At 73.9% G+C, this 18,717-nt stretch carries 14 protein-coding genes; 6 read left to right on the plus strand and 8 right to left on the minus strand.

Features of this window, described 5'->3' with window-relative positions; all coding sequences use genetic code 11:
• Positions 1-3 precede the first annotated feature (3 nt).
• Genes SCATT_RS16315 through SCATT_RS16325 form a run of 3 tightly spaced genes read right to left on the minus strand, consistent with a single transcriptional unit; the run spans position 4 to position 1,981 of the window.
• A complete protein-coding gene (locus tag SCATT_RS16315; protein ID WP_014144182.1) occupies positions 4-1,290 on the minus strand; it encodes a WXG100 family type VII secretion target in 1,287 nt (428 codons plus the stop codon).
• Positions 1,287-1,595, minus strand: a complete 309-nt coding sequence (locus tag SCATT_RS16320) for a DUF6317 family protein (protein ID WP_014144183.1) — start codon at positions 1,593-1,595, stop codon at positions 1,287-1,289. The genes SCATT_RS16315 and SCATT_RS16320 overlap by 4 nt, the downstream gene beginning before the upstream one ends.
• Positions 1,592-1,981, minus strand: coding sequence for an SAV_915 family protein (locus SCATT_RS16325; protein ID WP_014144184.1), 390 nt, complete (start codon positions 1,979-1,981; stop codon positions 1,592-1,594). The genes SCATT_RS16320 and SCATT_RS16325 overlap by 4 nt, the downstream gene beginning before the upstream one ends.
• A gap of 198 nt (positions 1,982-2,179) precedes the next feature.
• Here SCATT_RS16325 and SCATT_RS16330 point away from each other — a divergent pair, with 198 nt between their 5' ends.
• The gene (locus tag SCATT_RS16330) at positions 2,180-2,776 is read left to right on the plus strand and encodes a TetR/AcrR family transcriptional regulator (protein ID WP_202447474.1); all 597 of its coding nucleotides are present in this window, start codon (positions 2,180-2,182) and stop codon (positions 2,774-2,776) included.
• On the opposite strand, the gene SCATT_RS16335 is transcribed toward SCATT_RS16330, so the two are convergent.
• Both SCATT_RS16335 and SCATT_RS16340 read right to left on the minus strand, forming a co-directional pair.
• On the minus strand, positions 2,736-3,620 hold the full coding sequence (locus SCATT_RS16335; protein WP_014144186.1) for a MaoC family dehydratase: 885 nt from the start codon (positions 3,618-3,620) through the stop codon (positions 2,736-2,738). The genes SCATT_RS16330 and SCATT_RS16335 overlap by 41 nt on opposite strands.
• Before the next feature lie 293 nt (positions 3,621-3,913).
• The gene (locus tag SCATT_RS16340) at positions 3,914-5,242 is read right to left on the minus strand and encodes a 3-oxoacyl-ACP reductase (RefSeq protein WP_014144187.1); all 1,329 of its coding nucleotides are present in this window, start codon (positions 5,240-5,242) and stop codon (positions 3,914-3,916) included.
• 88 nt (positions 5,243-5,330) lie between these two features.
• On the opposite strand from SCATT_RS16340, the gene SCATT_RS16345 reads away from it, so the two are divergent.
• Together SCATT_RS16345 and SCATT_RS16350 are read left to right on the plus strand one after the other, a co-directional pair.
• Positions 5,331-6,617 (plus strand): acetyl-CoA C-acetyltransferase, encoded by a 1,287-nt coding sequence (locus SCATT_RS16345; protein WP_014144188.1) that lies wholly within the window; start codon positions 5,331-5,333, stop codon positions 6,615-6,617.
• Positions 6,618-6,684: 67 nt separating this feature from the next.
• A complete protein-coding gene (locus SCATT_RS16350) occupies positions 6,685-8,580 on the plus strand; it encodes an AMP-dependent synthetase/ligase (protein ID WP_014628183.1) in 1,896 nt (631 codons plus the stop codon).
• Between the two features lie 140 nt (positions 8,581-8,720).
• On the opposite strand, the gene SCATT_RS16355 is transcribed toward SCATT_RS16350, so the two are convergent.
• A complete protein-coding gene (locus tag SCATT_RS16355) occupies positions 8,721-8,924 on the minus strand; it encodes a cold-shock protein (RefSeq protein ID WP_014144190.1) in 204 nt (67 codons plus the stop codon).
• Positions 8,925-9,184: 260 nt separating this feature from the next.
• Here SCATT_RS16355 and SCATT_RS16360 point away from each other — a divergent pair, with 260 nt between their 5' ends.
• Positions 9,185-10,075, plus strand: a complete 891-nt coding sequence (locus SCATT_RS16360; RefSeq protein ID WP_041824799.1) for a menaquinone biosynthetic enzyme MqnA/MqnD family protein — start codon at positions 9,185-9,187, stop codon at positions 10,073-10,075.
• Between the two features lie 54 nt (positions 10,076-10,129).
• Here the strand turns inward: SCATT_RS16360 and SCATT_RS16365 are convergent, their stop codons facing one another.
• Positions 10,130-14,536 carry an FtsK/SpoIIIE domain-containing protein gene (locus tag SCATT_RS16365; protein ID WP_014144192.1) on the minus strand — a complete coding sequence of 1,469 codons (4,407 nt, stop codon included), beginning with the start codon at positions 14,534-14,536 and terminating at the stop codon, positions 10,130-10,132.
• 282 nt (positions 14,537-14,818) lie between these two features.
• Between SCATT_RS16365 and SCATT_RS16370 the strand changes: the two genes are divergently transcribed.
• A complete protein-coding gene (locus SCATT_RS16370; protein WP_014144193.1) occupies positions 14,819-15,112 on the plus strand; it encodes a WXG100 family type VII secretion target in 294 nt (97 codons plus the stop codon).
• Between the two features lie 120 nt (positions 15,113-15,232).
• On the opposite strand, the gene SCATT_RS16375 is transcribed toward SCATT_RS16370, so the two are convergent.
• On the minus strand, positions 15,233-17,131 hold the full coding sequence (locus tag SCATT_RS16375) for a serine/threonine-protein kinase (RefSeq protein ID WP_014144194.1): 1,899 nt from the start codon (positions 17,129-17,131) through the stop codon (positions 15,233-15,235).
• Positions 17,132-17,517: 386 nt separating this feature from the next.
• Between SCATT_RS16375 and mqnC the strand changes: the two genes are divergently transcribed.
• On the plus strand, positions 17,518-18,717 hold the full coding sequence (mqnC, locus tag SCATT_RS16380) for a cyclic dehypoxanthinyl futalosine synthase (RefSeq protein WP_014144195.1): 1,200 nt from the start codon (positions 17,518-17,520) through the stop codon (positions 18,715-18,717).

An 18,717-nucleotide genomic window follows, 5' to 3' on the forward strand; every position in this document is an offset into this window, starting at 1 on the left:
TCGTCAGAAGAGGCTTGTGATGCCATGCCAGACCTCCTTACCGAGCCTCAGGTAGTCGTCCCCCGTCTGCGAGGCCACCTGGTCCACGCCGTGCAGAATGCCGCCGACCACGCCGTGGTCGTGGATGTCCTCGCTCCAGTTCTCGTGCAGGGAGTGGTCGATCAGGCCCGTCGCCCCGATGGCGACAAGTCCGCCGACCCCGGCCACCGCCAGGGCCGGAGGGTCCGCCGCGAACGCGGCAAGGATTCCGCCGGTGATCGCCGATCCGGCCGCCAGGCCGCCTACGTTGGCTCCTTCGTCCACGACCAGGGCGTGCGTCCATGACCAGCCCTTTTCGTGGTCCTGGCGGGCTTCGAGGATGCCGCAGGCGCCGGCGGCGGCGACGTCGACGACGGGGAGGTCCTTGAGGAAGTCGGGGACTTTGTACAGGCCCTCGCCGAGGCGCAGGGCCGAGGCGGCGTCCTTCACGGACGTGCTCAAAGCGGCGTCGAAGGGCAGAGTGGTGGTGTGGCGTTCGGCGAGCGCGATCTCGCCCTTGAGGGATTCCACCTCGGCCACGGCGTCCCGGTACGCGGTCTTGGCGGCCCAGTCCTTGGGGAACGGACGGCCTTCTGCCTTGAGCGCCTTGCGTTCGGCGCGCAGCGCCTTCTTCGCGTCGGTTTCCGCCTTCTCCGCGTCGTCGAGCAGGGCGCGGGCGGCCGTGCCGTGCCGTCCGGCCTTGTCGGCCGCCGCCGAGTAGAGCCCGCGCAGGTAGTCGCCGAGGGTGATGCCGTCGCCGGCCGGGATGTCGGTGATGGCCGCGTACAGACGCCTCAGCCGGTCCGCCGCGTCCAGCCTCGCCCGCTGTGCGACCTGGAGCACCTCCTGCCGCACCGCGTCGTACTCCCGCAGTGCGGACACCTTGGCGTTGTCGGAGGCCGACGGGGGGTCGGAGACGGTGAAGGTGGCGGGGACGCCCTTGGCGGTCATGGGGATGCCGGCGCGGGCGGCGACGTCTTCGGCGTTCTTCAGGGCGGTCTCGGCGGCGGAGAGGTGGTCGGCGAGGGTGCCGAGGATCTCGCCGGCGGAGGCGACGAGGTCGGAGAAGGCGCCGGCGGTGAGGGCGTCCTGGCTCCAGGTGGCGCGGAACCGGGTCGCCGCCTCGCCGTGCCAGCCGGTGTCCGAGGTGAGCGAATCAACGGTCTCGGTAAGGGGTTTGACGACCCCTTCGAGATGCGGCTTGGCGTTCTTCCAGGTCTCGCCCATCGTGCGCAGGCCGCCGATGTCGCCGCCGATCCAGCTGTCGTTCACCGGTGGCCGTCCCCGTGCATCAGGTCGTCGAAGAGTTGGTGGGTGTCGTCGTCCTGCCGCTGGTAGGCGTCGTGGGCGTGGTGCACCTGGTCGCCGTGGGATCGCAGGCGGTCGGCGAAGGCGGTGTGCAGGGCGCGGATGAGGTCGGAAACCTCCCTGATGGCGTCGTTGAGCCCGGGGTCGCCGCCGTCGGCGAGGGCGGGGGAGACGTGGGGCGTCAGGCCGCGGTAGTCGTCGGCGGCGCGGTGGAAGGCGTCACCGGTGGCCTTGAGGTCGCCGAGTACGGCCTTGAGGTCGGCGGTCACGGCCGGCCCACCTCCTGGGCGTAGGCCCGCAGGTCCTCGGTGCGCCAGGTGCGTATCCCGGGGGCGACGGACGGATCGAGCCGGACCTTGGGCAGCCCGGCGTCGCGCACCGCCTCGGTGAACGGGCCTATGGAGCAGGCGACCCAGGGCTGGGCGGGGCCGAGGGCGTCGACCAGCTTGCGCAGGGTGGTGAAGGCCACCGGCACCGGTGTCGTCCCCGCGTGCTCCAGCAGTTCCACGGCTATGCGCGGCGCGCCGTCGGCGGGGTATCGCGGGTGGGCCGGTACGAAGACCGGGGTGTGGTAGGCGGGCACACCGTCGGCGGGGCCGGGTGCGGCGGCGGCGCCGGCCAGGCGGCCCACGATGTCCGGTTCGGGAGCGTCCATGCTTCGTCCCCCCTCGGTGAAGCGCTCCGGATGGCTGACACCGTACCGGCCGCCACTGACAACGGTGCCACCGGGAGCGGATCGTAGGGTTGCGTACCGAGGGGCCGTTTTCCGGATGGCCGGGCTGACGAGGCTTGCGGGGGTTTGCGGGTGGTGACCAGAGGCAAGAGGGTGCCGCGGCGGATCCGGGAGCAGCAGATGCTGGACGCGGCCGTGGTGACCTTCGCGCGGCGGGGGTACCGGGCCGCGTCCATGGACGAGATCGCGGAGCTGGCCGGGGTCTCCAAGCCGCTGGTGTACCTGTATCTGGAGTCCAAGGAAGCCCTGTTCAGCGCCTGCATCCGGCGGGAGGCGACCGCGTTGGGGGAGGCGGTACGGGCCGCGGTGGACCCGGCGGCGGCGCCGGACCGCCAACTGTGGTGCGGGCTGCGGGCGTTCTTCACGCATGTCGCGGAGCATCCGGACGGCTGGGTGGTGCTGCACGAGCAGGCCCGCGCCCAGGGGGAGCCGTTCGCCGCCGAGTGGTCGGCGCTGCGCGACGGGATCACCGAGTTCGTCACGGCCGCGATCGCGGCGGCGGCCCGGGAGGCGGGGTGCGGTCCGGAACTGGCCGGCGACGAGGTGGCCGGGGTGGCCCACGCGCTGGTGGGCGCCGCCGAGTCGCTGGCCGGGTGGGCCGGTTCGCGGCCGGGGCAGACGGGCCGGGAGACCGCGGCGACGCTGATGGACTTCGCCTGGTCCGGGCTGGACAACCTCATGCGGGGCCGTCGTTGGCAGCCGCCGCCGAACCCGTGAGGTGAAGCCGCCCCGGCACCCCGCCGGGCCCGTTCGCCCGCACCTCGAACCGGCCGTTGTCAGTGGCGTATGTCACGGTGGATGGCAGCAGGACGGGTGCCGTGAAGCGCACCTGGACGCGGACGGGGCCCGGGTCGTCGCCGAGTTCGGCCACGCACCGGGCGAGGGTCCACATCCCGTGGGCGATGGCGCGCGGGAAGCCGAAGGCACGGGCGGTGAGGGGGTGCAGATGGATGGGGTTGTAGTCGCCGGACACCCTGGCGTGCCGGCGGCCGAGCGAGGCCGGCAGATGCCAGGTCGCGGCGGCGGGCAGCGGGGTCTCCTCGGGCTGCTCCTGTGGTGGCTGCGGCTGCTCGGTCCGGCGGTGGCGGGCCAGGTACGTGCTCTCGTCGCGCCACGCCGTCCGGCCGTCCTTGCGGGCCTCGGTGACCACGACGACCTCGGTGCCGCGCCGGTGCGGGCGCAACGCGGCGGCGTGGACGGTGAGTTGGAGCGGGTCGGCGGCGTGCAGCGGTTCGTACCGGACGATCTCGGTGGCGGTGTGGACGAGGCCGAGCAGCGGCAACGGGAAGTCCCGCCGGGCCATCAGACGGGCGGCGAGCGGGAAGCCGAGGACGTGCGGATAGGTCAGCGGCAGCGGATCGGCCCGCGCGAATCCGCACACCCGGGCATACGCCGACACCCGGGCCGCGTCCACGGTGAGCCGCGGCACGGTCACCCCGTCGCGCGCCGGCCCGTCCAGCACGGGGGTCTCCCGCGGTACGCGCTTGCCCAGTGACGCCAACGCTCCGCCGGCCAGCACCAACGGCAGTCGTGGCGCGGCGGACAGGGTACGGATGGCCATGGTGCCGGTCCTTTCACGGGAGGGGAGGCTTGCGGCGCCCGCCGGTACGGGTCCGGGTGCCCGGTCCGGCCGGGGTGCGCCGGGGGTACGTGGTGGCCGGTGCGCGGACGGTGGCGCCCGGTCGGGTCCGGGGCCGTCGGGGTCCGTGCCCGGCGGGTGCCCGGCTCCCCGCCGGCGGCCGGGGGTGCCGGAGCGCGTTCGGGGTGGCCGGCGGTCCGGGGCGCCGGGGGTCCGGGGCTGACGGCGGCTCACGGGGCTGACGACGCTTACGGCGCTGAGGGCGCTGACGGGGGTCACGCGCCCAGGAGGCTCTGGCCGCAGACGCGGACCGTCTGGCCGGTCACCGGGGCGGAGTCGGGGGCGGCGAGCCAGGCGACGGTTTCGGCGACGTCGGCCGGGAGGCCGCCCTGGGCGAGGGAGTTCATGCGGCGGCCGGCCTCGCGGACGAGCAGGGGGACGGCCGCGGTCATCCGGGTCTCGATGAAGCCGGGGGCGACGGCGTTGACGGTGATGCCCCGGGCGGCGGTGCGCGGGGCGAGGGCGCGGACGAAGCCGATGATCCCGGCCTTGGATGCGGCGTAGTTGGTCTGGCCGGTGTTGCCGGCGATCCCGGCGATGGAGGCGGTGGCGACGATCCGGCCGCCGGAACGGAGGGTGCCGTTGTCGAGGAGGTGACCGGTGGTGCGCAGCACGCTGCCCAGGTTGACGTCGACGACCTCGGTGAAGCGGTCGGCGGGCATGTTGGCGAGTCTGCGGTCGCGGGTGATGCCGGCGTTGTGGACGAGGACGTCGAGGCCGTCGGGGAGGGCGGCGGCGATCGTGGCGCCGGCGTCCGGGGCGGTGATGTCGCAGGTCAGGGCGGTGCCGTCGAGTCGGTCGGCGACCTCGCGCAGGGCGGTGGCGGCGGCCGGGACGTCGAGGCAGAGGACGTGGGCGCCGTCCCGGGCGAGGGTTTCGGCGACGGCGGCGCCGATGCCGCGGGCGGCGCCGGTGACCAGCGCGGTGCGGCCGGCGAGCGGCCGGTCCGGGTCGTCCGGCGCGGACGCCGGGGCGGGGGCGCCGGGGCCGACGGTGATCACCTGGCCGCTGACGTAGGCCGACCTGGGGGACAGCAGGAAGCGCAGCGTGGACCCGGCCGCCGCGGGCCCGGCCCCGTCGGCGAGGCGGACGAGCTGCACGGTGACGCCGCGTCCGATCTCCTTGCCGAGCGAGCGGACGAACCCCTCCAGCGCCTGCTGGGCGGCGGCCTGGCCGGGGTCGTCACCGGGCACCGTGCCGAGCACGACGATCCGGCCGCCGGTGGTGACCGAGCGGACCACCGGGTGGAGCGCGGTGTGCACCCCGGCCAGCGCGGCGGGGTCGGCCACCCCGGTGGCGTCCACCACCACGGCGGCGCACGCGGGGCCGGGGCCGTCCAGCACCGGCAGCCCGGTGGCCTCCACCACGGTGCGCAGCGCGGCGGTGTGCGGACCGGCCCCGGCGGTCCGCAGCAGCACCGGACCTTCCAGGGTGGGGCGCTCCGCCGACCACCGGCGCAGCGGGACGGGCCGGGGCAGACCGAGGCGGCGGGTGAGGAAGCGGCCGGGGGCGGTACCGGTGAGACGAAGGTAGCGATCGGCCATTGGCCTTCTCCTTACTCTGGAGTAAGTTTACCGCCGGTAAGGCTACTGACGCCCCGGCCCCGGGCCAAGGAGACGACAGGAGAAGCCCATGCTCACCGCTGGCCGTGTCGCGGTGCTCGGCGGCAACCGCGTCCCGTTCGCCCGTTCCGACGGCCCGTTCGCGACCGCGTCCAACCAGGAGTTGCTGGGGGCGGCGCTGGGCGGGCTGATCGAGCGGTACGGGCTGGCCGGCACCCGTCCCGGCGAGTTCGTGGCCGGCGCCGTCCTCAAGCACAGCCGGGACTTCAACCTCGCCAGGGAGACGGTGCTGGGCAGCGCGCTCGACCCGGCCACCCCGGCGTACGACGTGCAACAGGCGTGCGGCACCGGGCTGCAGAGCGTCGTCGCGGTCGCCAACAAGATCGCCCTGGGTCAGCTCGACTGGGGCATCGCCGGGGGTTCCGACACCGCCAGCGACGCGCCGCTCGGCGTCAACGACGAGTTGCGCCGGCTGCTGCTGGCCGCCCGCCGCGCCGCCTCCTGGCCGGCCCGGGCGCGGCTGCTGGCCCGGGTGCGCCCGCGCCACCTGGTGCCGGAGATCCCGCGCAACGCCGAACCGCGTACCGGGCTCTCCATGGGCGAGCACGCCGCGCTGACCGCCCGGCGCTGGGGCATCGGCCGCCGGGAGCAGGACGAACTGGCCGCCGCCAGCCACCGCAACCTCGCCGCCGCCTACGACCGCGGCTTCTTCGACACCCTCGTCACCCCCTACCGCGGTCTCGCCCGCGACCAGAACCTGCGGCCCGGCTCGACCCCGGAGAAGCTGGCCGCGCTGCGCCCGGTCTTCGGGCTGGACGCCCCCGACGCCACCATGACCGCGGGCAACTCCACCCCGCTGACCGACGGCGCCGCCGTCGTGCTCCTGGCCGGCGAGGAGTGGGCCGCCGCGCACGGCCTGGAACCGCTGGCGTACCTCACGTACACGCGGACGGCCGCGGTGGACTTCGCCGGCGGCGAGGAGGGGCTGCTGATGGCCCCGGCGTACGCGGTGCCCAGGATGCTGCGCCGGGCCGGGCTCACCCTGCGCGACTTCGATCTGTACGAGATCCACGAGGCGTTCGCCTCCCAGGTGCTGGCGACCCTGGCGGCCTGGGAGGACCCGCGGTTCTGCGCCACCCGGCTGGGCCTGCCCGCGCCGCTGGGCACCGTGGACCGCTCCCGGCTCAACGTGGCCGGCTCCTCGCTGGCCACCGGCCACCCGTTCGCCGCGACCGGCGCGCGGATCGTCGCCACCCTGGCCACCCTGCTCGCCGAACGCGGAGGTCCCGGCCGCGGCCTGATCTCCATCTGCGCGGCGGGCGGCCAGGGCGTCACCGCGATCCTCGAACGCCCCTGACGTACCCCCACGCCCCGACACACCACCGACCGGCACCGCACCACCGCCTACGACCCTGGAGCCGCCGATGTCCCGCGTCGTGTCACCACCACCACAACCCACGTCCGTAGAACCGGAGTTGACCTACGAGAACGGGCGGGTCGTCCAGGCCGCCGCGGCGCCCCTGGTGCCGGAGGCGTCCGGCAGCCTCGCCGACATACCGTTCGACAACGCCCGTGAGGCCCCCGACGAGACCGTGCTGAGCCGCAAGGACACCGCGGGCCAGTGGCGGCCGGTGACCGCCGCCGCCTTCCGGGACGAGGTGCTGGCGCTGGCCAAGGGGCTGGTCACGGCCGGGATCCAGCCCGGCGACCGGCTCGCGATCATGTCCCGTACCCGCTACGAGTGGACCCTGCTGGACTTCGCCGCCTGGGCCGCCGGGGCGATCACGGTCCCGGTCTACCCGACCTCCTCGGCCGCCCAGACCGCGTGGATCCTGGCCGACTCCGGCGCCGTGGCCTGCGTGGTCGAGGGCGTGGAGCACACCCGGCTGGTCACCTCGGTGCGCGGACAGGTGCCCGGGCTGCGCGAGGTGTGGCAGCTCGACACCGGGGCGCTCGGGCAACTCGTCACCGCCGGGCGGGCGGTGGACGACGAGGAGGTGACCCGGCGGCGGGCCGCGCTCACCCCGCGCACCATCGCCACCCTCGTCTACACCTCCGGCACCACCGGCGTGCCCAAGGGGTGCGTGCTCACCCACGGCAACTTCTTCGCCGAGGTGGACAACGCCGTCGAGCTGCTGCACCCGGTCTTCAGGTCGGTGAGCACCGAGCCGGCCTCCACGCTGCTGTTCCTGCCGCTGTCGCACGTCCTCGGCCGGATGGTCGCCATCGGCTGCCTGCGGGCCCGGGTGCGGCTGGGGCACGCGCCGAGCATCGCCACCGAGGACCTGCTGGCCGACCTCGCCGGCTTCCGGCCGACGTTCCTGGTGGCCATCCCGTACGTGCTGGAGAAGGTCTACAACACCGGCCGGGCCACCGCGGAGGCGATGGGCCGGGCCGCCTCCTTCGACCGGGCCGCGGCGGTCGCCCGGGCCTACGGCGAGGCGCTGCTGGCCCGGCGGGACGGCACCGGGCCCGGCCCCTCGCTCGCCCTGCGGGCCGGCCACGCGCTCTACGACCCGCTGGTCTACCGGCGCATCCGGGCCGCGCTCGGCGGCAAGGTGCGGTACGCCATCTGCGGCGGCTCGCCGCTCGGCCGCAGGCTGGCCGCCTTCTACGCCGGCGCCGGGGTGGAGGTCTTCGAGGGGTACGGGCTCACCGAGACCACGGCGGCGGCCACCGTCACCCCGCCGTTGCGCCCCCGCCTCGGCACGGTCGGCCGCCCGATGCCGGGCACCGCCGTGCGGATCGCCGAGGACGGCGAGGTGCTGCTCCGCGGCGGCCAGGTCTTCGGCGGCTACTGGGAGGGCGGCCGGGTGCGCCCGGCGTTCGACGGCGAGTGGTTCCCCAGCGGCGACCTCGGCGCGCTGGACGACGGCGGCTACCTGACCATCACCGGGCGGAAGAAGGAGCTGATCATCACGGCCGGCGGCAAGAACGTGGCCCCGGCGCCGCTGGAGGACCGGCTGCGCGCCCACCCGCTGGTCGGCCAGTGCATGGTGGTCGGCGACAACCGCCCCTACGTCGCCGCCCTGCTCACCCTGGAGCCGGACGGGCTGGCGCACTGGCGGCGGATGCGCGGGAAGACCGAGGTCCCGCTCGCCCGGCTCGTCACCGACCCCGAACTCCTCGCCGAACTCCAGCACGCGGTGGACGACGCCAACTCCCTTGTCTCACGCGCCGAGTCGATCCGCCGCTTCGCCGTCCTGCCGGTCGACTTCACGGAGGAGCGCGGCCACCTGACCCCGTCGCTCAAACTGCGGCGGGCGGCGATCGCGGAGGACTTCGCACGGGAGATCGAGGCGCTGTACGCGCGGAGTTGACGTACCGTCGGCGCGCCCGGGCCCCGCGTGCGGCCCGCCGGACGCAGGCAGGGGCCCCTGCGCATGACGCGCGGGGCCCCTTGGGTACTGCGAACTCGGTTACTACGGCGATCCAGGCGCCAGGCGCCCGGCCACATCCGTCAGACGGGGGTGACGTTCTCCGCCTGCGGGCCCTTCGGACCCTGGGTGACGTCGAAGTTCACCTGCTGGTTCTCCTCGAGGGAGCGGAAGCCGGCGGCGTTGATCGCGGAGTAGTGGACGAAGACGTCGGGGCCACCGCCGTCCTGGGCGATGAAGCCGAAGCCCTTTTCAGCGTTGAACCACTTCACGGTTCCGGTAGCCATAAAGCCCTCCTTGGGCCAAGGGTCGCCCTGCTCCAGAACCTGCAAAGAAGTCTGAAAATTACAAAAGCCTGCGGCGTTACATGCTCCGCAGGCTCTGTACTGCAAGGAAACCAAACTGCAACTTGCGATTGAGCGTAGCACGGGGAGGTGGGCAGCGGAAGGGATCTCAAGATCCGGTGTCGAGCCCCGTGCGAACGCCGCGCGGCGGCGCCCGGCGGCCCCGGGGAAAGATCCCCACGGGCCGGGTCTAGCCTCCTGATGTGGACAATTCTGCGCTTACAGCCCGCCAGGACAGCCGGCCGGGCCGCCCCCGGGTGGGCCACATCCAGTTCCTCAACTGCCTCCCCCTCTACTGGGGCCTCGCCCGAACAGGGACGTTGCTCGACCTGGAGTTGACGAAGGACACCCCGGAAAAACTGAGCGAGCGGCTGGTCGCCGGCGACCTGGACATCTCGCCGATCACGCTGGTGGAATTCCTCCGCAACGCCGACGACCTGGTCGCCCTGCCGGACATCGCGGTGGGCTGCGACGGGCCGGTGATGTCGTGCGTGATCGTCAGCCAGCTCCCGCTGGACCGGCTGGACGGCGAACGCGTGGCGCTCGGCTCCACCTCGCGCACCTCGGTGCGCCTCGCGCAACTGCTGCTCGCCGAGGAGTACGGGGTGCGACCGGACTACTACACCTGCCCCCCGGACCTCGGGGTGATGATGCAGGAGGCGCGGGCGGCCGTGCTCATCGGTGACGCGGCGCTGCGCGCCCGGCTGCACGACGGCCCCCGGCTCGGCCTGGCCGTCCACGACCTGGGCGAGATGTGGAAGCGGTGGACCGGGCTGCCGTTCGTCTTCGCCGTCTGGGCGGCCCGCCGCGACTTCCTCGCCGCCCGCCCGGACACCGTCCACGAGGTGCACAAGGCGTTCCTCGCCTCCCGCGACCTCTCCCTGGAGGAGGTCGCCAAGGCCGCCGAGCAGGCCGCCCGCTGGGAGACCTTCGACGCCGAGACGCTGGAGCGCTACTTCACCACGCTCGACTTCTCGCTGGGCGGGTCCCAGCTCGCGGGCATCGCCGAGTTCGCCCGCCGGGTCGGCCCCACCACCGGCTTCCCGCCGGACGTCGCCGTGGAGCTGTACCGCCCCGACGGACACCTGGGGTAACCGTTCCGCCACCGTGCGCGCGGCGGGCCGTCCGGACCCGCCGCGCGCACCGCGTCACAGCGACGTCAGCGGCACCTGGACGGTCCGTACCTCACCGTCGCCCAGGTGGAGCAGGCCGCGGCCGGGGACGACCGGGTTGCCCACCGAGCCGCGCTGGAGGCGCACCCCGATCAGGTCGGCGTCCGACAGGTTCTGCGGGGAGAGCAGCAGACCACGGCGGGCCTTGCGGATCTCCACCTGCCAGCCGGAGAAGCCGCCGCAGATGTCCTCGGCGTCACCGGCGATCACGATGCCCACGTCCTTGCCGGTGGAGCGGCGCACCACCGAGGCGAGGACGTCACCGGCGTCGCACTGGCGCAGCAGCTCGGCGTCGTCCACCAGGATCACCGCCGGCCCCTGCACCCGGTCGAGCACCTCCTGCATCCCGGCGGCCGGGATGTCCTCGTCGGCGAAGTAGCCGATCACCCCGGGGGCGTGCTTGAGCTTGCGCAGCGGCGACTGGCGGCGCGGGGCGGCCAGGATCACCTGGGTGCCCATGGACAGCAGCGAGCGGGTCATGGTCAGCAGCGTGGTGCTGCGCCCGGAGCGCGGCGGGCCGGCGATCACGAACGCCGGGCTGCCGGCCGCCAGGTCCGGGCCGAGGGCGAGCAGCTGGTCGCCGCCGACCGCGGTCATCGCCCACAGCGGGCTGTGCGTCTCGGGGGCGGAGCCGTCGCGCAGGTCCCACGCCTCCTCGAAGCTGATCCGCTGCGGCAGCACGTCCACCCGGAACGGCAGGCGGGCCCGCGGCACGTCGGCCCAGCGCCCCTTGGCCCACTGGCCGATGGTGGCCAGCGCCGCCGACTGGGCCTGGCCGCTGCGGTCGTCGGTGAGCAGCGCCACGTGCGTCTCCACCGCGCCCTGCGCCCGGAAACCGCGGCCGGGCGGCATCCGGGCCGGCACCTTGCGCGGGTTGAGGCCGATCAGCGACAGGTCGGAGGCCTCGCTGAGCTGGAAGGTCATCTTGTTCTCGGTCAGCGTGGAGATCCGGCCGAGCAGCACCGTACGGTCACCGGAGATGATCAGGTGGATGCCGACCGAGGCGCCCTCGCGCATCAGCTGGAAGACCGTGTCGGTCAGCGCGCCGGAGTTCAGCTCGCCCAGCGAGGGCATGAACCCTTCCCAGCGGTCCAGGAAGAGCACGATGTGCGGCAGCCGGTCGGCCTCGGCCACGCCCCGGCGCTGCTCGTTGATGTCGGTGAAGCCGCGCTCGCCGAGGAGCGCCATGCGCCGCTGCGCCTCGGCCGAGAGGTTGCCGAGCAGCCGCACCGCGCGGTCGGTCTCGTTGGCCCGGACCACCGCGCCGCAGTGCGGCAGCGAACCCAGCGCCAGCAGCGCGCCGTTGCCACAGTCGAGCGCGTACATGTGCACATCGGCCGGGGAGTTGGCGCGGGCCAGCGAGCCGGCCATGGTGCGCAGCGTCTGCGACCGCCCGGTGCGCGGTGAGCCGGCCACCAGCATGTGGCCGAAGGTCGGCAGCTCGATCATGCTGGTGCGGCGGGCCTGCTGGGCCGGGAGGTCGTCGACCGCGTACGGCGCCGGGAGCAGCCCGTCCGGGGAGAGCCGGCGCGGCGGCTCCAGGTCGTCCACGGTCAGCGACTCGGGCAGCGCGGGCAGCCAGGGGCTGTGCTGGGCCGGAATGGCGAGCTGCTGGTTGGCCTCGATGACGGCGTCCACCAGCACCGCGAGGTCGGTCAGCAGGTCGTCGTCGTCCGTCTTGGGGCCGGCCGGGCGCTCCGGGGCGGGGCGGCCGAGCGCGTCCCACCCCACCGCGGCGGTGAACGGCGCCGGGGCCTTGGTGGCCACCTGTCCCGGACGGCGGCCACCGACCCGGCCGGACTGGAACGGCAGCAGCGAGGAGGCGCCCAGGCGCACGTAGGCGCGGCCCGGGGTGGACTTGGCGATGTGGCCGGCGTCGGGCGCGTCGATGACGTCGGTGGACTCCGAGGCGTCGGTGACGCGCAGCGCGATCCGCAGGTTGGTGTTGGCCCGGATCTCCGGCGAGACCACGCCGGACGGGCGCTGGGTGGCCAGGATCAGGTGGATGCCGAGCGAACGGCCCCGCTGGGCGATGTTGACCAGACCGGTGACGAAGTCGGGCAGCTCCCGCGCCATGGAGGCGAACTCGTCGATGACGATCAGGAGCCGGGGCATCGGCGCGAGCGCGGGGTTGGTGCGCATCGCGATGATGTAGTCCTCCAGGTCCTTGGTGCCCGCGGCGGCCAGGATGTGCTCCCGGCGGCGCAGTTCGGCACCGAGCGACTCCAGGGCGCGTTCGACGAGGTGGGTGTCGAGGTCGGTGACCATGCCGACGGTGTGCGGCAGCTTGACGCAGTCCTTGAACGCCGAGCCGCCCTTGTAGTCGACGAGCACGAAGGTCATCGCGTCCGGCCGGTTGGCGACCGCCAGCGAGGCCACGATGGTCTGGAGCAGTTCCGACTTGCCGGAACCGGTGGTGCCCGCCACCAGGCCGTGCGGGCCGTCGCGGACCAGGTCGATGGCGAAGGCGCCGTCGAAGGAGGCGCCGACGACCGCGGTGGTGCTGCGTCCGCCCATGGACCAGCGGGCGGTGATCGCCTGCGCGGTGGGCGGCTCCAGGTCGATCACGTCCAGCAGGCGGCAGGCGTCCGGCAACGCCGCGCCCTCGTCGCCGCTGACGTCCCGGATGGGCGCGATGGCCCGGGCGACCTGCTCGCACCACCGCGGGGTGACGCAGTCCGGGCGGACCCCGGTGACCTGGTCCTGGCCGGCCACGGCGACGGTGAGCAGCCCGTGGTAGTCCTCCTCGACCAGCGCCCGGCACTCCTCGGGCAGCAGGCGGCGGTCGGCGTCGAGGCAGATCAGATGGATGCCGACGCGGGGGCCGTCACGCAGGATCTGGGTGAGGCCGGGCAGCGCGCGCAGCCGCCGGGAGCCGTCGAGGACGACGAGGACGGTGGGGCCGCCCCAGCGCTGGTTGTCGGCGACCCCGGCCTCGCGGGCGGCGTCCTGGCGGGCGGTGACCTGGGCGAGGAGTTCGCTGATGCGCCGGGCCACGCTGTCGGAGTCGGTGCCGATCAGGGAGATCGCCGACTGGCCCTCCCGGGCCCGGGCGTGCGGCAGCCAGCGCACCCACTCCCAGCTCTCCCGGCCGCTGGGGTCGGTGAGCACGCAGATCTGGAGGTCGGCGGGGGAGTGCAGGACGGCGGCCTGGGCGAGCAGCCAGCGGCCTATCGCGCGCGGCAGTTCGCCGCGGCCGGCGATGCCGACCACCCCGTGCGCCGGCAGGGAGACGGCCACCGGGACGTCGGTCAGCATGCGCGGCGCGGTGCGCTTGTGCTCCTCCTGCGCGGGGTCGGAGACCTCGACCTCGGAGGGCAGGGTGCCGGTGCCCATCCGCAGCAGGCCGTAGTCGCCGTCGGCGCGGCGGCGTTCCCACAGCCGCTGGCCCGGGCCGGTCGCGGTGACCAGCACCTCGGCCGGGTCGGGGCAGGCGTCGCGGCGGGCGCCGGTCTCGGCGGCGACGGCCTTGCGGGCCTGCCGCTCGATGGAGTCCTTGTGCTTCTCGTAGTCCGCGAGCGTCTTGCGGAACGAGGTCTTGCCGTGCTTCCGGTCGTTGACGTAGTTGGCGATCATGGTGATCGGGGACAGCAGCGCCATGAACAGGAAGCGCGGCTGATGCATCATCATCGCCATGGTGACCGAGCCGACCAGCGGCACCAGCGCCATCACCCACGGCAGCGGCCGGGAGTCGGACTGCTTGGGCTTGGCCGGCAGGGTGAACTTGGTGGGCCGGGGCGGCGGGGTGATCCGCGGCGGCCGGTTGTAGTCGAGCCCGGTGCCGTCGTCGGACGGCTTGAGCGCGGCGTCCGGGAACGAGGGGTGCTGGAGCTCCAGCAGGCTCTGGCCGACCGCGATCACGCTGCGCCGCCGCCACGGGGTGGGCCCGGTGAGCGGGGCGCCGTCCATGGTGACGGCGGCCTCCGCCCCGGGGTGGACGGTGACGCCGCCGCCGATGGCCACCTCGACCTCGACGGCGGAGGCCGGCAGCGCCGGGTCGGCCAGCCGGATCCACGCCTCCGGACCGCTGCCGATCACGGCGACCCCGGGGCCGAGCCGGTGCACCGCGCCCGCGTCGGGGCCGCCGGCCACCCGCACCTCCACGGTGCCCTGGGCGTCCGGGGCCGGGGCGGCGGAGGGGGCGGCCAGCGAGACCAGCGCGCCGTCACGGACCGGTGAGGCGTCCAGGCTGACCGCGGGGTCGAGCCGGAAGCCGTTGATGTGCAAGGCGGGCGGGGCGCCGGTGGCCGGGTCGGCCGGGTGGCCGAGGTGACGGGCTATCTCCGCCGCGAGCGCGCCGACCGGCGCCGCCGGATCCGCGTGGACCAGCACGTCCGCTCGGTCGTCGCGGACCGGGTCGATGACGCTGAGCTGGAGTTCCACTGGCCGTCCCCCTGGCGTGGCGGTGATGAGTCGTGCGGTGGCCACCATGATGCCCGACGGCCGCGGCTCAGGTCGCGGTGCGTCCGGCAGGGCTGGTGAGCAAAGCGTGAACATCGCGTCCGGAGCGTGGGCAATTGGCCGGTACTGGGCGGGAACGCAGGGTGCGACGGCTGTCGCGTCGCCCGTAAGCTGTGGCTTCGCGCGGGAGTTCGTACTGCTGCGTTTGGGAAACCAGGAGCCACGGGGGTAGGCCCTGAGGCGTGACTTGAGAGGTATGCCGGTATGGGAGCGAACGTAAACGTCACGTACCAGGACATGCGGGATGCTGCGAAGCACCTGGTGAACGGTCAGCACGAGATCGAGCACAAGCTCCAGGACATGAAGAAGTACATCGACAACCTGGTGAGCAACGGCTACGTCACCGACCGCTCGTCGAAGCAGTTCGAGCAGTCCTACACCGAGTTCAACCACGGTGCGACGCAGACCATCCAGGGCCTGGAGGGCATGGCGAAGTTCCTGGAGAACGCCGCCCAGGCGTTCGCCGACGCGGACGACCAGCTCGCGCGGGGCATCTGATCCGGCGCCCGACGGTCCGGCGCCGCTGACGCGGGGTCTTCCGGACCGGGGCACGGACGAGGAGCGGGGCCGGGGGATCACCCCCGGCCCCGCTTCGTTCCGTCAGCCGTGTGGACGTCGTCAGCCGTGCGGGCGGCAGATCGTCTTGGCCGGGGCGTAGCCGATCTGACCGTTGCTCAGCGCGATCACCGAGGCCACCGTGTAGCAGACGCCGGGCTTGACCGCCTCGGGGTTGGTGAAGACCACCTGGGTCTGCCCCTTGGGCGCCTGCGCCAGCCCCACCTGCTTCTCGCCGGCGGACGCCTGGACGAAGTAGGTGGTCACCGTGTCCGGGTTCTTCGGCGCCTTCCAGCTCACCCGCACCTTGCCGCCGCTCGCGTCCTCCGTCACCGCCTGCGGCATCAGCGCGGGCAGCTTGTCGGGGGCGACCTCCTGGGCGGAGGGGGCGACCCCGCCGGGCAGGTTGATGGAACCGCCGCCGGAGGAGGCGGACGCGGACGCCGAGGGGGCGGCGGAGGCGGAGGGGCCGGCCACCGTCTTCTTCTTGGCCTCGTCCTTGCGCAGCAGCAGCGTCATGGTGGTGGCCGCCCCGGCGAAGACCACGACCGCGGTGCCGGCCGCGATCAGCTTGCGCCGGTTGCGCCGCTTCTCGGCGGCCTGGGCCTCGGCGCCGAGCCGGGCCGCCTCGGCCTGCTCCTCGGGGGTGACGTCGTCGGCCGGGTCCCAGCCGGGGAGCATCGGTTCGGGGGCGGGCTCCGGCTCCAGCGCGGGCACCCGTCCGGCGAGCCCGGGCGGCAGCAGCATCCGCAGCACCCGGTGCACCTCGCTGAGCGGCGGGCGCCCCTCGGGGTTGACCGACATCATGCGGCGGATCAGGTCGAGCAGCGGCTCGGGGGCGTCCGGCCGGTTGGGACGCGGCAGTTCGCCGCGGAGCACCTCGTTGTAGAGCGCCGCCCACGAGGTGCTGCCCGCCTCGGCGTACGCGGGCAGGCCGTTGAGGAGCGCGTACAGCGTGGCGCCCAGGCTGTAGACGTCGGCGGCCGGACCCGGCTTCTCCCAGCCGAACAGCTCGCGCGAGGAGTACATCGGGTCGAAGATGGCGCCGATCTGCGGGGCCGAGCGCTGCACCACCCGGGCCACGCCGTGGTCGGCCAGGAGCGCGTCCCCGGCGTCGTCGAAGAGCACGTTGGCCGGGCGCACGTCCAGGTGGAGCACGCCGCGCCGGTGCGAGGAGGCCAGCGCCAGGGCGAGGCGCACCCCGATGACGAGCACCTCCTCCACCGGGAACGGGCCGGAGTTGACCAGCTTGGCCTGGGCGTTGCCGCCCCGGCAGAACTGCTGGATGAGGTACGGGCGGTGCTCCCCGGTGAACCCGGCGTCCTCCACCAGCACCGAGCACGGGTGGTTGGCGGCGGCGCCGGCCGACAGCAGTTCGGCGTGGGTGGCCAGCCGGGCGCCCTCCTCGGCCACGGTCAGGTGGAGCAGCTTGACGGCGACCTCCTGCCCGGTGGCCTCCTCGCGGCAGAGCAGCACGGTGCTGTGGCGTCCGGTGCCGGCCCGGCGCAGCAACTGGTAGCCGTGCGGGGTCTCCACGTGGTGCGGGGTGTCGGTGTCGGTGGGGATGGGGCTGAAGACCCCGCCCCCGGAGGAGGTCGCGGCGGGCGCGGGGGGCGCCGCCTCGGTACCGGCGCCCGGTACGCCGTACGCGGGGGTGCCGGAGTGGGCGGGGCCGGGGTAGCCGTAACCGCCTACCCCGTAGCCGGGGTCGCTGCCCGGGGCGGGGTAGCCGTAGCCGCCGCCCGCGAAGTTGCCGCCGGCGCCCAGGCTGCCGCCCCCGCCGGTGCCGACGCCCGCGCCGAGGCTGCCGCCCGGTCGGCCGAAGCCGCCGTTGCCGCCGTAGCTCGCGCCGCCCGGACCGGCGTGGGGACCCGGACCGGCCGCCCCGCCGGGTCCGGTCCCGCCGCCCGCGCCCGCGGCGCCGCCCGCGTCGTTCCGGCCCCATCCCGGCGTCCGGTTCACTGACCCTCCCGTGCCTTGCGTTCTTCTCCCGTTGCCACGGTGTCGCCGGATCCACCCGCCGGTGGTTCCGGGAGGCCCGCCGCCGGTGGAACCGGGCGGCGCGGGGCCGTTCGCCGTGATGCCTCAACGTATCGCGCCCGCCTGGTGGTGTGGCGGGCCGTGCGGGGTCAACGACTTGTTCGGTACACGATCGGAATCCGCCCCCGGCACGGCGGGAACCCAGGTCACCGGCGCCGGAACGCACGGCGGATTCCGGATGTGCCGATCTTTCGCGGATCCTGTACGGGATTCGCGTCGGCGCTCGCCGGGACGGCGGACGAAAGCGGTACGAGGGGCTGGCGTACGCTGGGCTGGTCCGACGCGAACCCCTCCGGAAGGGACCCCCGGTGCCCGACAACGCCGTGCTGCGATCCGTCCTCGACCGCGCTGCCGGCGGGGGGCGGATCTCCCCGGAAGAAGCGCTCGACCTGTACCGTTCCGCGCCGTTGCACGCGCTGGGCGCGGCGGCGGACGCGGCCCGCCGGCGGCGTTACGCCGGCGTGGAGCACATCGCCACGTACATCATCGAGCGGAACATCAACTACACCAACGTGTGTGTGACGGCGTGCCGGTTCTGCGCGTTCTACGCGGCGCCGAAGGACACCGACAAGGGGTGGACGCGGGATCTGGACGACATCCTGCGGCGGTGTGCCGAGACGGTGGAGCTGGGCGGCACGCAGATCATGTTCCAGGGCGGTCACCACCCCGACTACGGGGTGGAGTACTACGAGGAGCACTTCGCGGCGATCAAGGCGGCCTTCCCGCAGTTGGTCATCCATTCGCTGGGCGCTTCCGAGGTGGAGCACATGGCGCGGATCTCCAAGGTGGGCGTCGAGGAGGCGATCACGCGGCTGAAGGCGGCCGGGCTGGACTCGTTCGCGGGGGCGGGGGCGGAGCTGCTGCCGGAGCGTCCGCGCAAGGCGATCGCGCCGCTGAAGGAGTCCGGCGAGCGGTGGCTGGAGATCATGGAGACCGCGCACCGGCTGGGTCTGGAATCCACCTCCACGATGCTGATGGGCACCGGGGAGACCAACGCGGAGCGGATCGAGCACCTGCGGATGATCCGTGAGGTGCAGGACCGCACCGGGGGGTTCCGGGCCTTCATCCCGTACACCTACCAGCCGGAGAACAACCACCTGCGGGGGCGGACGCAGGCGACGGTCTTCGAGTACCTGCGGATGATCGCGGTGGCGCGGCTCTTCCTGGACAACGTCGCGCACATCCAGGGGTCGTGGCTGACGGTGGGCAAGGAGGCCGGCCAGCTGTCGCTGCACTACGGGGCGGACGACCTGGGGTCGGTGATGCTGGAGGAGAACGTGGTCTCCTCGGCCGGCGCGCGCCACCGGTCCAACCGGATGGAGCTGCTGCACCTGATCCGTACCGCCGGCCGCGTCCCGGCGCAGCGCTCGACCACCTACGAGCACCTGGTCGTCCACGACGACCCGGCCAACGACCCGGTCGACGACCACGTGGTCTCCCACCTGTCCTCCACCGCCATCGACGCGGGGATGGCGCACCCCGAACTCAAGCTCATCGACGCCCAGTAG

It is taken from the genome of Streptantibioticus cattleyicolor NRRL 8057 = DSM 46488, from assembly GCF_000240165.1.
Taxonomy (GTDB): domain Bacteria; phylum Actinomycetota; class Actinomycetes; order Streptomycetales; family Streptomycetaceae; genus Streptantibioticus; species Streptantibioticus cattleyicolor.